Raw genomic sequence first — 13,798 nt, 5'->3', positions numbered from 1 at the left:
GTAATAGAGAGAAAAATAGTTAAGCCGAATGTACATGATGATGGTTATAACTTTTCGATTTCAGCAAAAAGTGATTCTGTTCCTTGATTTTTTTCAAAACAATGTAAGATTTAATGTGCCCAATAAAAGAATAGGTTAATAAGCGCTCTGTCACAAAATGGGAAAGTTGCTCTAAGTTTTCAGCCACGACCTTCAGAATAAAATCTGCATCACCACTGATCGAAAAAGCATCCTGAATATTGTCTTCCGCTTCGATGAGTTCTTGAAAGGCTTGTTGGGAAGATGCTTCATGTGTTCTTAAGTTAATATGAATCATGGCGGTCACTTCCATACCTAACGCTTGCTGCTGTATGCGAGCGGTATAGCCCAAAATAATGCCTTTTTGCTCTAGTAGCTGTCGTCTTCTCGAACATTGCGATGCAGATAAACCAATTAAATCGCCAATTTCTTGATTGGTGAGCCGTCCATTTTTTTGTAGTGCTTGAATGATTTGCCAATCGAACTTATCCATGCATAAAATCCCTTTGTGATACACAAATCTTGTATTTTTATTAAAATTCGGTTTCATTATGCACGAAATTTACGGGCTAGATGAAATATTATTTTTCTATGGAATAAAAAATTGGTCTCAAAGGATATCGAGCAATGTTCATAGAAATTGGTGAGTTTTTAAATCTTCGTTTAAAACAAATGGGTATACAGCATCTTTTTGGTGTACCTGGTGATTTCAATCTTTCTTATTTAGAACAAGTTGAAGCAGATGCTCAGCTAGAATTTATTGGCAATTGTAATGAGTTAAATGCAGCCTATGCAGCAGATGGTTATGCACGAATTAACGGTTTTGCAGCATTGGCAACCACCTATGGTGTAGGTGATTTAAGCGCAATTAATGGCATTGCAGGAGCCTATGCGGAAAATGTACCGATGGTACATATTTCAGGTATTCCTCCTTTGCATGTAGTTCAAAAAGGCATTCTGGTTCACCATACCTTGGTCGATGGTAACTATGACAATATTATGAATTGCATGAAAGAATTTACTGTGGCGCAAACACGTTTAACACCTGCCAATGCAGCTTTTGAAATTGATCGTGTATTGCGTCAGTGTTTTCTGGAGCGTCGTCCAGTACATATTCAGCTTGCATCGGACATTACCCATGTAAAAATCGAAGTAGATGAGCATCCACTTGATCTCAGTTATCCATCGGTTGAACCCGATTTACTCAGTAGTGTAGTTGATCAGTTGTGTAGCATTTTGGCAAAAGCAAAAAGCCCAGCATTGTTGATTGACAATGAAGCAGCTGTCTTTGGGGTGACCTCTCTATTACATGATTTATCTAACAAGTGCTCGATTCCATTTGCTGGTATGAATACAGCAAAAAATATCATGGATGAAGGCTCACCGCGTTATATCGGAACTTATGTGGGTGGGGCGAGTCAGCCACATGTAAAAAATGTGATTGAACAATCGGACTGTTTAATTGGGATTGGGGTTCGCTTTACTGATGTAGGCTCAGCAGTGTTTACGCATCAAATAGCCACTAAAAATTACATTGAAATTAAACCTTATGGTTTGAATATTTTTGGACAGGATGTGCCGGGTATTGAAATTGGTCAATTGTTGGTTGAATTAAATAAAAAAGTGGCACCACGTAAAGCACCGCAACCTGTTGTGACTCAGCAGGCTGCACAAAGAAAAAATGAAGTTGCTGAGCAGCAAAAACTGAGTCAAGAACTGCTTTGGAATGCTATCTCGGGTTTCTTCAAAGATGATGATGTGATTATCGGAGAAGTTGGAACTTCAAATTCTGCACTATCGGGTTTAAAGCTACCCGCAACTGCGAAATATATTTCTCAGCCACTTTGGGGTTCTATTGGTTATACCTTACCTGCTTTACTCGGAAGTTTGTTGGCTGCGCCTGAGCGTCGACAAATTCTGTTTATTGGAGACGGTTCATTTCAATTAACAGTACAAGAACTTTCCACGATTATTCGTCATGGTTTAAAACCGATTATTTTCTTACTTAATAATGGCGGTTATACCATCGAGCGCTTAATCATGGGGGAAAATGCCGTATATAACGATATTCAAAACTGGAAATATACAGAAATTCCTGCAGTGTTCAATGGAACACAAGCTTATCAGTCTTGTGTGGTAGAAACAGTGGGGCAATTGCAGTCAGTCTTAGACAATATCCATCTTCAAGATAGCCTGACTTTTGTGGAATTAAAGTTACCTGCTATGGATGCACCCTTGAGTCTGAAAAAATTCGCCAATGTAATTGCACGATTTGATTATGGTGATCGTGGTTATGAAATTTTAACCCAGCGTTCCAATACGATGGAATGTAAGAATGCCAGCTCGTTTTAAGCTGAAGACCGCAGCGTCTTGTTAAAAAATGGAATTAAATTAAAGCATATTCAGTCCGAAGGTCAATTATAGATCTTCGGTCTAGTGCTGGATAATGGTGTACAGGATGTGACACTTATAATGGAGAGAATGTATGGATGAACACAATCAGCATGCTTTGAAACAAGGCTTGTCGAATCGACATATTCAATTGATTGCCTTAGGTGGCGCAATTGGTACAGGACTATTTTTAGGACTTTCACAAACCATTAAACTGGCAGGGCCTTCTATTTTGTTGGGCTATGCAATTGCAGGGATCATTGCCTTTTTAATTATGCGTCAGCTAGGGGAAATGGTGGTTGAAGAGCCAGTCAGTGGTTCATTTAGTCATTTTGCCAATAAATATTGGGGCAAGATGGCTGGCTTTATGTCAGGCTGGAATTATTGGGTACTGTATGTACTGGTTAGCATGGCGGAATTAAGTGCAATAGGAACCTTTATTCAGTTCTGGTGGCCTGAGATTCCAACGTGGCTTACTGCGTTATTTTTCTTCATTTTAATGAATGGCATTAACTTGGTGAATGTCCGCTTTTTTGGCGAATCAGAATTTATATTTTCTTTTATTAAGATTATTGCCATTCTAAGTATGATTGGCTTTGGGGCTTATTTACTGTTATCGGGTTCGGCAGGGCCACAAGCAGGTATTGCCAATTTATGGCAGCATGGTGGATTTTTCCCACATGGTATGCATGGTTTTGTCATGGCATTGGCGGTCATTATGTTCGCCTTTGGTGGTTTAGAATTGATCGGAATTGCAGCAGCAGAAACCAAACAGCCAGAAACCACTATTCCTAAAGCCGTCAATCAAATTGTCTATCGTATTTTGATTTTTTATATTGGTGCCATTGGTATTTTACTGTGTCTTTATCCATGGAATATGGTGGCAGAAGGCGGTAGCCCATTTGTATTAATTTTCCAGTCGTTGAACAGTAATGGTGTTGCGAACGTTTTGAACTTTGTGGTGTTAATCGCTGCAATTTCTGTCTATAACAGCTGTATTTACTGCAATACTCGCATGCTGCATGGTTTGGCGGAGCAGGGTAATGCACCTGCAATATTGAAAAAAATTAACAGCCGCGGTATTCCTGTCCCTGCTACAATTGTCTCGGCATCAATCACGGCACTCTGTGTCTTGGTGAATTATTTGATTCCAGGTCAAGCTTTTCAGCTCTTTATGATGTTGGTGGTGGCTGCTCTGGTCATTAACTGGCTCATGATTTCTGTTACGCATTTAAAATTCAGTAAAGTCATGAAGTTACAGGGTCGTCAAACCAAGTTCCAAAGCATTCTTAGCCCATGGAGTAACTATTTAACCATTGGTTTTGTATGTTTCATTTTGTTGATTATGGCGTTTACACCTGACATGAGGTTGGCGGTTATTTTAGGTCCAATTTGGATGGTTGCTTTGGCAATTCTGTACGTAGTTAAATATAGAAGCAAAGCGGCGGTATTGCCTGAAGTGCAATCAAGTCCATAATTCAAATTTAAAAAAAATGTGTGGGTTAGTTAATGAAAATTAGCTAGCCCATTATTTTTATCATGATTTTTTAATGATCGAATTTCATGCTTTAAGTCGAGCCTGTATTGCATATCGTTAGAAATTTTGAGCAGTTTATGCACATCAAAATGCATTTTTTTAAATTTTTAGCTCGTGCATTGAGGTTTTATTGTGCATGAAGCAGCATGCTTGAATGACATTAAGATGAATTGTTACATTTTACTAATCAGAATAAAATCATAAAAATAAGAATATAACTTGTGTTACATATTGAATATCAAAGAATTTTAAATAAATCATTCATCAAGCTGTAATTATCATAAAAGCGTCATATTGCTGTAACTTATTTGTCATATTTTAAAATCAAAATGCATATATCGAAAAAAGTACAAAACTGAATAAAAAAGTGACGTACTTCAAATTGCACACATTAAGAGAGATGAGCATGCGCTTAAACCACATCGCACTTGCATTGGCAGTAACAGGGTCAGTTGTAGCAACAACTGCAAATGCAGCACGTGACACAATTCAAATCGCTGGTTCTTCAACAGTATTGCCTTATGCAAGTATTGTGGCTGAAGAGTTTGGTAATACTTTCCCACAATTCAAAACTCCAGTAGTGGGTTCTGGTGGTACTTCAGGTGGTTTAAAACAGTTCTGTGCGGGTGTAGGTGACAATACGATTGATGTGGCAAATGCATCACGTAAAATTAAAGATACAGAATTAGCTGCTTGTAAAAAAGCAGGCGTAAATAAAATTCAAGAAATTAAAATCGGTTATGACGGTATTGTGTTTGCATCAAACTCACACAAAGCAGCATACAAGTTAAAGCCTTACCATGTATTTGCTGCTTTAGCTGAGAAATTACCATCAAATGGCAAGTTAGTTCCAAACCCATATACACGCTGGAACCAAATTGACAAAACACTGCCAAACGAACCAATCACGCTAGTGATTCCGGCTTCTAACCACGGTACGCGTGAAGTGTTCCAAGAGAAAATGGTTGAAGCAGGTTGTGAATCTTACGATTACTTCAAAAAGTTAGATAAAGATGCTCAGAAGAAAGCATGTTCAGCTTTCCGTAAAGATGGCAAAGTTATTGAAATTGCGGGTGATTACACTGAAACTTTGGCTCGCTTGAAAACTTCTCCAAGTGCAGTGGGTGTCTTCGGTTTAGGCTTCTACGATCAAAACCGTGACAAATTACGCGTAGCAACAGTGAACAATGTTGCGCCATCTGAGAAGACAATTTTGAATGGTTCTTACCCTGTTTCACGTCCATTATTCTTCTACGTGAAAGGTGAACACCTTCAATCAATCAAAGGTTTACAACAATACACAGAGTACTTCTTAAGCAAGAAAGTATCGGGTAAAGGTTCTAAGTTAGAAAAAGCTGGCTTGATCTCTATGTCAGACAAAGAGCGTGCAAAAATCCTTGCTGATTTTAAAGCAGGCAAAGCGGTTAAGTAATTCGGTGAAATAGGCAAATGGTGGGATCTCCCACCATTGGCTTTTTGTACTTAGTGAGTTTTTTCAAAGAATGAAAATTGAAAAAACGGTGGAGAATACATGAATCTGCTACTTATAGGCGTGTTACTGGCGTTGATTGCGATCGCTTACCAAATTGGTCTCGCAAAAAGTCGTAACTTAGCAGGTAAGGGAAATAACTCAGCAATGTTGCATTCACGCCCAGGATATTATGGGGCCTTGGTTGCGTTGTGGTGTGGTATCCCTGCTTTTTTAATTTTGATTGTTTGGAATATCGTTGAGCCAAATATTTTGCGTCACATTGTAATGAACAATGTGCCTGCAAATGTGTTGAGCGGTTTAGATGCTGCGGGTGTTGAAGTATTGCTAGATCGTGTACAGGCAATAGCAACAGGCTTTGGGGTGAGTGACCAAGCAGCGCCTTACGAAATCGCAGCGGCACAGCAATTGGCAAAAGTAGAAAGTATTGGTGCTTTTGCGAAATTGGCTGTGGTGATTTGTGCGGCTTTGGTGGGTTTAGTTTGGGCGAAAAAACATGTACAAGGCCAGTATCGCGCACGTAACCAAGTTGAAAAAATCATCAATATTGGTTTGGCTTTGTGTTCTGGTGTAGCGATTCTGACCACGGTCGGTATTGTCATGTCCATGTTTACTGAAGCGATGCATTTTTTCCGTTTTGTCAGTCCAATGGACTTCTTCTTTGGCACCGAATGGAACCCAGGTTTTAGTACTTCTGGCAATGCAGAAGGTAGTTATGGTTTGCTTCCATTGATTTGGGGCACGCTCATGGTCAGTGGTATTGCACTACTGGTTGCTGTACCTTTAGGCCTCATGATTGCGATTTACTTGGCAGAATATGCCTCTTCAGGTTTTCGTTCTTGGGCAAAACCAGCCATTGAAGTACTCGCAGGTATTCCAACCATTGTTTATGGTGTATTTGCGATGATGGTCATTGGTCCATTTTTTAGAATGCTCGGTGAGCAAGTCGGTATCAACATCAATGCGACCAGTGCACTGACTGCGGGTTTCGTGATGGGCATCATGATTATTCCATTCGTATCTTCACTTTCAGACGACATTATCACTCAGGTCCCTCGTGCATTACGTGATGGTTCTTTGGGCTTAGGTGCAACCAAGTCTGAAACAATCCGAAAAGTGGTTTTACCAGCAGCTTTACCTGGCATTACAGGGGCTTTCTTACTGGCTGTTTCGCGTGCGGTGGGGGAAACCATGATTGTTGTTCTGGCGGCAGGCAATAGTCCATTACTTCATGCAAATCCACTCGAAGCAGTTTCTACGGTAACAGTGACGATTGTAAAGCAATTGACAGGGGATACGGATTTTGCCAGTCCTCAAGCATTGGTTGCCTTTGCATTGGGTCTGACTTTATTTGTCATTACTTTGGGTCTGAACATTATTGCACTCTACATCGTGCGTAAATATCGCGAGCAATACGAATGAGCACATCGAATTCTTCTCCTCTGGATCAATCCTTTGATTCACAATCGGCTGCTGAATTGCGCGAAAAACGTAAAAGAATGATAGAAAGTTCTTTGTCTAAACGTCACCGCAAGGAAAAACTCTTCCGTAGATTTGGCTTGGCGGCAGTAATCTCTGGCTTATTTTTCGTGGTTTTACTGTTTGGTAGTATTTTAGCCAAAGGTTTACCAGCTTTCTGGCAAACCAGTATTTCAGTACCCGTCTATTTTGACCCAACGATTGTGAACGTAGGTGCTAAACCTGTACAACGTGCAGGTGAGTCTCCAGCTCAGTTCCAAGAGCGTTATGTCGCTTGGCAAACCGAAATGGGTATGGTTGATTGGGATGCTTTACTGGTGAATGGTCTGATTAAAAAGGATCCGACACTTGCAGCGCAGCGTGATGAGCTACCGAGTATTTATACCGATTCAGAATCGTATCGTTTGCGTGATATGGTCTTGGCCAATCCAGCTTTGATTGGTAAAACTGAAGACATAAAGCTGTTAACCGACGCCAATGTCGATGTGTGGTTGGCGGGCAATATTGACCGCAGTCTTCCAGATGACCAGCAACAATTAAGTCCAGAAGTGCGTCAGCTTGCAGATTCTATGGAAGCCAAAGGAATTATTGAAAATACCTTTAACACCAATATTTTCACTAATCCAGATTCACGTAGTGCGCCAGCAACTTCAGGTTTAGCGGGTGCATTTATGGGATCGCTATTCATGATGTTGATTGTGATCTTTATCTCGATTCCAATTGGGGTGGCATCAGCAATCTATCTTGAAGAATTTGCACCCAAAAATATCATCACCGATATTATTGAAGTGAACATTAACAACCTTGCAGCCGTTCCTTCGATTGTATTTGGTTTGCTAGGTGCAGCAATCTTTATTGGCTGGATGCAGTTACCACTGTCTGCACCACTGGTCGGTGGTTTGGTGTTAAGTTTAATGACTTTGCCAACGGTAATTATTACCACACGTGCATCTTTAAAAGCAGTTCCACCATCCATTCGTCAAGCTGCATTAGGTTTGGGTGCATCGCGTATTCAAACTGTATTCCATCATGTGCTTCCTTTAGCACTCCCAGGGATCATGACCGGTTCAATTATCGGGGTCGCGCATGCATTAGGTGAAACTGCACCATTATTATTAATTGGGATGAGTGCTTTTGTTGCCAGTATCCCAAGTACACCATTAGATCAAGCCACAGCATTACCTGTACAAGTCTATTTATGGCAGGGTAATGAGTTACGTAACTTCTTTGAAGGACGTACTGCGGCAGCCATTATCGTACTTCTTGCATTAATGATTGGATTAAACAGTCTTGCAATTTGGTTACGTAAGAAATTTGAAGTCCGCTGGTAATTGAGGGCAATATATGAATACCGTTGTAAATAACTCTTTAGAGCAGGACAAGTCAGTGAATCCACAACAGACTCAATTTACATCTCCTGAAACTGATTCAAAGCGTCAAACGTCGTTTATTTCACAGTTTGATACGCAAGCATCTGCAAAAAAAGAAAATGAAACTGCCAAAGTAAAGCTTAGTACGTCTGATGTGCATGTTTATTATGGTGATGCTGAAGCGATTAAAGGCATTGATTTGCAGATTTATCAGAATGAAGTTATCGCTTTTATTGGTCCTTCGGGTTGCGGTAAATCGACCTTTTTGCGTACTTTAAACCGTATGAACGACACGATTGATTCATGTCGCGTGACAGGTAAAGTATTGCTTGATAATCAGGATATCTATGATCCAAATCTAGATGTCGTTTTACTTCGTGCTCAAGTCGGTATGGTGTTCCAAAAGCCAAACCCATTCCCAAAGTCTATTTTTGATAACGTTGCTTACGGGCCAAAACTACATGGGCTAGCACGTGATAAATATGACCTAGAAGAAATTGTTGAAAATAGCTTGCGTAAAGCAGGTCTTTGGGACGAAGTTAAAGATCGTTTGAATCAACCTGGCACAGGTCTATCGGGTGGTCAGCAACAACGTCTATGTATTGCACGTACCATTGCGGTGAGTCCAGAAGTGATTTTGATGGATGAACCATGTTCTGCACTTGACCCAATTGCGACCGCAAAAGTAGAAGAATTGATTTCTGAACTTTCAAAGCAGTACACCATTGCCATTGTGACTCACTCGATGCAGCAAGCAGCACGTGTCTCAGATCGCACAGCATACTTCCATTTAGGTGATTTAATTGAGGTGAACTCGACTGAAAAAGTCTTCACACAACCTGATCATCAATTAACGGAAGCTTATATTACAGGTCGTTTTGGTTAATCAAACGTTCTGCAATCCAACCGCAAATTTTAATTTGCGGTTTTTTTTGCCTTTAAACTTTTTCTTGCTTTAAATTAAGAAAGTAAATGATTTCAAGGCAATTTTTTATGTTGATATTCTTGCAAAAACGATATTGAATTTTTGCCATAAAAGCCCCATCTTAGATTCAACCCAAACAAAATTGAGAATTACTTACATATGTTATTTCAATTACCGAAGTTGCCTGCGGATATTCGAGTTAGTCACTTAAACGCACGCGTAAATGAACAAAGAAAAAAAATTGCGCAAACAACTGCTTCAAAATTAGAGCTTTTACAACTGACACAACAATTGGTGAAAGAGGCACGGGCACGTAAAAAGAACAATCAAAAAGTTTATGTATTAGACTTTAAAGGGGATACAGCCGCATCTGCTGTAGACAACATTCGTGAAGAAATTACCCTGATTTTGGCAACTGCAAAAGCAGGCCGTGACCGTGTTGTTGTAAGACTTGAAAGTCCAGGTGGTATGGTACATGGCTATGGTCTAGCTGCTGCACAGTTGGTACGTCTACGTGATGCAGGCTTTCATTTAACCATCTGTGTGGATAAGGTTGCTGCAAGCGGTGGTTATATGATGGCATGTATTGCCAGTGAAATTATTGCTGCACCTTTTGCAGTGGTTGGTTCTATTGGTGTTGTGGCACAAGTCCCAAACTTTAACCGTTTACTTAAAGAGCATCATGTTGATTTTGAGTTGTACACGGCAGGTCAATTTAAACGTACAGTGACCATGTTTGGTGAAAATACACCTGAAGGTAAAGCAAAATTTGAAGAAGAATTACAACAAACTCATGAGTTATTTAAGCACTTTGTAGAGAAATATCGTCCACAATTGAATGTTGAAAAAGTTGCAACAGGTGAACATTGGTATGGTCGTGATGCGTTAGATTTGAATTTGGTGGATAAACTACAGACTTCAGATGAATACTTGCTTAATTTATTACCACAACATGATGTGTATGTGATTCAAACACGTCGTAAGCCAACATTGGGTGAAAAAATTGGTTTACAGGCAGCACAAATTGCAGACCACTTGGTTCCAAGTGTGATGCATAAAGTGATGGAAAGTTTAAGCAATGCAAATGCGAATTTGGTGCAAATGCGTGATCCTAAATTATAAGATTTTGTTAAACTTATGATTTTTAAGCTCACTTCGGTGGGCTTTTTTGATGGCTGAGAAATGCTATAGTACTTTGAATCAATAAAAATACATCACAATTTAAACGGTTATGAGTACATTTTTGGGATTTCTCGGTTTTCTAATTTTGCTTATTTGTCCGATATATTGTGCTACGTATATGGAAGCAACCGAGAAGAATGGGGACTGGAAAAAGATGACATTTTTTCTCGCGGTTATTCCGAGCATCCTTGTTTTGATTTTGGCTGTGTATTTAAAGCTGATCATCCGATCGAAACATTACAGGCCTGTGGAGTGGTCAAGTTCTATAAAAATATGCAATTAAGCGTGACCATTTTGAACGAATAGCTATTCAATTTGAGTATTCTGAATACCATAGGCATCTGTTATTTGATGAAAAACTGCTAAGAAAATTAAAAGGAGAATACGTCCGTTTCGAATATCTGGATAAGTTTAAAAATACTGATTTGGCTGAGTCTAAACTTCTAAGATGGATTGATTGGTAGCGTAAATGATTTATTTAAGTTTCATGCTCATTGATTTTCATTAGTCAGATAAATTAGTTCTTAGCTTTGGATTGTTGAAGCAAATAAATACCGCCTGTGATCATGGCACCTAAAGTTGCAAGCAGCATGTCCATATGAGCATCCCAGATATCACCTTGCTGCCCATTGTAGTTTTCAGCATCTTCGGGTGAAAGCTGAATAGCAATTAACCATTCAATCCATTCATAGATCAGGCTGGTTGCCATTACAAATTGAATTACCAATAGAAAAAGCATATAGGGTTTAAGGCTAGCTAACCAAACTTGAAATACACGATAGAAAAAAGGGTAAAGCAGAAGACCATAAGTCAAATGCACCCAACGATCATACATGTTGCGAGTCCAGCCCATAGTTTGATTTAAATCAAAATGCAAAATTTGTAGGATCCATTCGTTATAAGGCACATAGGAATATAGATAATGTGCTGCTAAAATATGGATCAAAAGAAAAGCTAAATAAAGCGCAAAATTGACAAAGCTTAAGCCTATTTTTTTCAAGGTAATGTACAACACAAGCAGCATAAAAATGGTTCCTGCTTGATGAAGTAAATACGATTCAAATTCTAATGGGTGAATACTGGCAATTAAAATTGTAACAGCAACAATCGCTAAACAAATCCAGTGTTTAAAAGTAAATTGGTATTCGATCATTAAATTTATTCATATAAATAGTTAAGCATAAAAAAGCGAAGCCTAAGCTTCGCTTTTTAAATTAACAGTAAATTAGATTTTAGCAATTAAATCTTTAATTTGTTTTGCTTGTTCAGCAGCATTACCTGTGTAGCTTGCAGGCGTCATTTCCGCTAAACGTGCGCGATCCGCAGCAGGCACAGCTTCAAGTTCAGTACCATTCACGAAGTCTAGCATCATCTCGCGAGTCATGGCTTGACCACGAGTAAGCGCTTTTAACTTTTCGTATGGCTTTTCGACATTATAACGACGCATCACGGTTTGAATAGGCTCTGCAAGTACTTCTTGGGCATTGTCTAAATCTTCAAGAATACGAGCTGCATTCAATTCAAGTTTACCAATACCTTTTAAGCAAGCTTCAAAAGCAATTAAGCTTTGAGCAAAACCAACACCCATGTTACGCAGAACAGTTGAGTCAGTTAAGTCACGTTGCCAGCGAGAGATTGGTAATTTTTCGCCCAAATGTGCCAATACAGCATTGGCAAGACCCAAGTTACCTTCAGAGTTTTCGAAGTCAATTGGATTCACTTTGTGAGGCATCGTTGAAGAACCGACTTCACCATCTTTAAGTTTTTGTTTGAAGAAGCCTAAAGAGATATAGCCCCATACATCACGGTTAAAATCGACCAAAATGGTGTTGAAACGACGTAATGCATCAAAAAGTTCCGCCATGTAGTCATGTGGTTCAATTTGTGTAGTGTACGGGTTAAAGTCTAAACCCAAAGATTCAACAAAAGCTTGTGAGTGTGCAGGCCAGTTGATGTCTGGGTAGGCAGATAAATGTGCATTGTAGTTACCTACAGCACCGTTAATTTTGCCTAGTAATTCAACATTTTGGAATTGCTTAATTTGGCGTGCTAAACGGTATGCAACGTTCGCCATCTCTTTACCCAAAGTTGTTGGGCTGGCAGTTTGACCGTGCGTACGAGAAAGCATAGGCTGTTCAGCGTGTTTTTCAGCCAATGCTGCAATTGCATCAATAATTTGTTGCATAGATGCAACCAATACATCACGACTACTTTTGAGCATTAATGCATGAGACAAGTTGTTGATGTCTTCAGAAGTACATGCAAAGTGAATAAATTCACCCGCATTTTTAAGTTCATCAATATTGGCAATTTTCTCTTTTAAGAAATATTCAACCGCTTTTACATCATGGTTGGTTGTGCGTTCAATGTCTTTAATACGGTTGGCATCGTCTTCAGAAAATTGAGTAACGATAGCATCTAAAGCTGCATTTGTTTCAGCACTAAACGCTGGAACTTCAACAATTTCAGGGTGGTTCGCAAGCGCTTGCAACCAGCGCACTTCAACAGTCACACGAGCATGGATTAAACCAAACTCAGAGAGGAAAGGACGCAAAGCATCACATTTACTGGCGTAACGTCCATCTAATGGAGAAAGTGCAGTTAAAGCGTTCATGGTGATTCCTTAAACTTTGGAATAAAACGTAAAACGAAAATTTCGTACAGCATGTGGTTAGACCACTTGATACTGTAAACGAGCGAGATCTTGAATGTCTTGGAGCAGTTTTCGTTTGCTGAAAATCATGCCCCAAGAGCTTCCTCCATGCTGACGCCACAAATGTGCCATTTGTAGACCAGTAAAGAGGGCAGCACGAATTCGGTTGGTATGCGCTGTATCCTTAAATGCTTCTGCATTGCCACGTACCATAATACGAGGATTAATTTGTCCTGCGGTATCGACATAGGTTTGGGCTAAGTTGGCAAGAATGCTCGGATGCGTATAGTTATTGTCGAAAAAAGAGAGTTGTTTCAGAATTTTTTGCTGTGATTTTTCAATAATTTCAACAAACTTTGGATTGCTATAGACCTTTTTTTCTAATTGTAATAATGCCATGGCATAAGACATCGGAAGCTTGGCATTAGAGAGTTTGGGTAAACGGGATTTCGGTGCAGGATTAAACGGTTGGGTAATACTGCTTTCTAGGGTTTTCAATCCCAGAGAGATATCAGCAAGTTGATTGAAAAAATCTAAAGTTTGACAGGATTGATTGGAAGTCGGACGAATATTTAGGCTGGCTTTAATGAGCTGTTCTAAATAGAAATTCCCGCTATCTCCGATGCTCTGTCGCCCAGAAATAGCAGTCATATGGGTGAGTTGTGTTGCCTGAAACACAGCCGCAAGCGCCAATGCGCGATTTTGGCGTTGACTTAAAGTTTGAGGCTGTTGAAACGGTAACTCAACCATACCG

At 39.6% G+C, this 13,798-nt stretch carries 11 protein-coding genes; 7 read left to right on the top strand and 4 right to left on the bottom strand.

Translation table 11 applies throughout. The annotated features are described in order from the left end of the window. Positions 1 to 19 precede the first annotated feature (19 nt). Positions 20 to 511 carry an Lrp/AsnC family transcriptional regulator gene (locus E0H94_RS04265; protein WP_116759222.1) on the bottom strand — a complete coding sequence of 164 codons (492 nt, stop codon included), beginning with the start codon at positions 509 to 511 and terminating at the stop codon, positions 20 to 22. Positions 512 to 645: 134 nt separating this feature from the next. On the opposite strand from E0H94_RS04265, the gene E0H94_RS04260 reads away from it, so the two are divergent. The 7 genes from E0H94_RS04260 (at position 646) to sohB (ending at position 10,331) form a co-directional block, all read left to right on the top strand. After that, positions 646 to 2,370, top strand: a complete 1,725-nt coding sequence (locus E0H94_RS04260) for an alpha-keto acid decarboxylase family protein (RefSeq protein WP_131325276.1) — start codon at positions 646 to 648, stop codon at positions 2,368 to 2,370. A 133-nt stretch (positions 2,371 to 2,503) separates the two neighbouring features. After that, complete coding sequence (locus E0H94_RS04255; protein ID WP_131325275.1) at positions 2,504 to 3,886, top strand: amino acid permease; 1,383 nt, start codon at positions 2,504 to 2,506, stop codon at positions 3,884 to 3,886. Between the two features lie 466 nt (positions 3,887 to 4,352). After that, positions 4,353 to 5,378 (top strand): substrate-binding domain-containing protein, encoded by a 1,026-nt coding sequence (locus E0H94_RS04250; protein WP_131263361.1) that lies wholly within the window; start codon positions 4,353 to 4,355, stop codon positions 5,376 to 5,378. A 99-nt stretch (positions 5,379 to 5,477) separates the two neighbouring features. Then, a complete protein-coding gene (gene pstC, locus E0H94_RS04245; RefSeq protein ID WP_131325274.1) occupies positions 5,478 to 6,857 on the top strand; it encodes a phosphate ABC transporter permease subunit PstC in 1,380 nt (459 codons plus the stop codon). After that, positions 6,854 to 8,245: a phosphate ABC transporter permease PstA gene (gene pstA, locus E0H94_RS04240; protein ID WP_131325273.1), complete on the top strand. Its 1,392-nt coding sequence runs from the start codon at positions 6,854 to 6,856 to the stop codon at positions 8,243 to 8,245. Before pstC ends, pstA begins: the two co-directional genes overlap by 4 nt. A 13-nt stretch (positions 8,246 to 8,258) precedes the next feature. Further along, on the top strand, positions 8,259 to 9,170 hold the full coding sequence (pstB, locus tag E0H94_RS04235) for a phosphate ABC transporter ATP-binding protein PstB (RefSeq protein ID WP_131325272.1): 912 nt from the start codon (positions 8,259 to 8,261) through the stop codon (positions 9,168 to 9,170). A 198-nt stretch (positions 9,171 to 9,368) separates the two neighbouring features. Beyond that, positions 9,369 to 10,331, top strand: a complete 963-nt coding sequence (sohB, locus tag E0H94_RS04230; protein ID WP_131325271.1) for a protease SohB — start codon at positions 9,369 to 9,371, stop codon at positions 10,329 to 10,331. A gap of 577 nt (positions 10,332 to 10,908) precedes the next feature. Here sohB and E0H94_RS04225 read toward each other — a convergent pair. From E0H94_RS04225 to hflD, 3 genes are all read right to left on the bottom strand, one after another. Next, complete coding sequence (locus E0H94_RS04225) at positions 10,909 to 11,544, bottom strand: DUF2238 domain-containing protein (protein ID WP_131325270.1); 636 nt, start codon at positions 11,542 to 11,544, stop codon at positions 10,909 to 10,911. A 72-nt stretch (positions 11,545 to 11,616) separates the two neighbouring features. Beyond that, on the bottom strand, positions 11,617 to 13,005 hold the full coding sequence (gene purB, locus E0H94_RS04220; protein ID WP_131325269.1) for an adenylosuccinate lyase: 1,389 nt from the start codon (positions 13,003 to 13,005) through the stop codon (positions 11,617 to 11,619). Positions 13,006 to 13,062: 57 nt separating this feature from the next. After that, entirely contained in the window at positions 13,063 to 13,794 is a 732-nt protein-coding gene (gene hflD / locus E0H94_RS04215) for a high frequency lysogenization protein HflD (protein WP_131325268.1), read from the bottom strand. Positions 13,795 to 13,798: the final 4 nt, after the last annotated feature.

This window comes from Acinetobacter sp. ANC 4173, assembly GCF_004331255.1.
Taxonomy (GTDB): Bacteria; Pseudomonadota; Gammaproteobacteria; order Pseudomonadales; family Moraxellaceae; genus Acinetobacter.
The sequence above is the reverse complement of the archived record's forward strand: the minus strand, read 5'-3'. Positions and strand labels throughout refer to the sequence as shown.

What these genes read in the sequence shown, in the direction of transcription:
- E0H94_RS04250 (WP_131263361.1), top strand. Translation starts at nt 4,353, where the DNA reads ATGCGCTTAAACCACATCGCACTTGCATTGGCAGTAACAGGGTCAGTT.
- pstB (WP_131325272.1), top strand. Translation starts at nt 8,259, where the DNA reads ATGAATACCGTTGTAAATAACTCTTTAGAGCAGGACAAGTCAGTGAAT.
- purB (WP_131325269.1), bottom strand. Translation starts at nt 13,005, where the DNA reads ATGAACGCTTTAACTGCACTTTCTCCATTAGATGGACGTTACGCCAGT.
- E0H94_RS04255 (WP_131325275.1), top strand. Translation starts at nt 2,504, where the DNA reads ATGGATGAACACAATCAGCATGCTTTGAAACAAGGCTTGTCGAATCGA.
- E0H94_RS04265 (WP_116759222.1), bottom strand. Translation starts at nt 511, where the DNA reads ATGGATAAGTTCGATTGGCAAATCATTCAAGCACTACAAAAAAATGGA.
- sohB (WP_131325271.1), top strand. Translation starts at nt 9,369, where the DNA reads ATGTTATTTCAATTACCGAAGTTGCCTGCGGATATTCGAGTTAGTCAC.
- hflD (WP_131325268.1), bottom strand. Translation starts at nt 13,794, where the DNA reads ATGGTTGAGTTACCGTTTCAACAGCCTCAAACTTTAAGTCAACGCCAA.
- pstA (WP_131325273.1), top strand. Translation starts at nt 6,854, where the DNA reads ATGAGCACATCGAATTCTTCTCCTCTGGATCAATCCTTTGATTCACAA.
- E0H94_RS04225 (WP_131325270.1), bottom strand. Translation starts at nt 11,544, where the DNA reads ATGATCGAATACCAATTTACTTTTAAACACTGGATTTGTTTAGCGATT.
- E0H94_RS04260 (WP_131325276.1), top strand. Translation starts at nt 646, where the DNA reads ATGTTCATAGAAATTGGTGAGTTTTTAAATCTTCGTTTAAAACAAATG.
- pstC (WP_131325274.1), top strand. Translation starts at nt 5,478, where the DNA reads ATGAATCTGCTACTTATAGGCGTGTTACTGGCGTTGATTGCGATCGCT.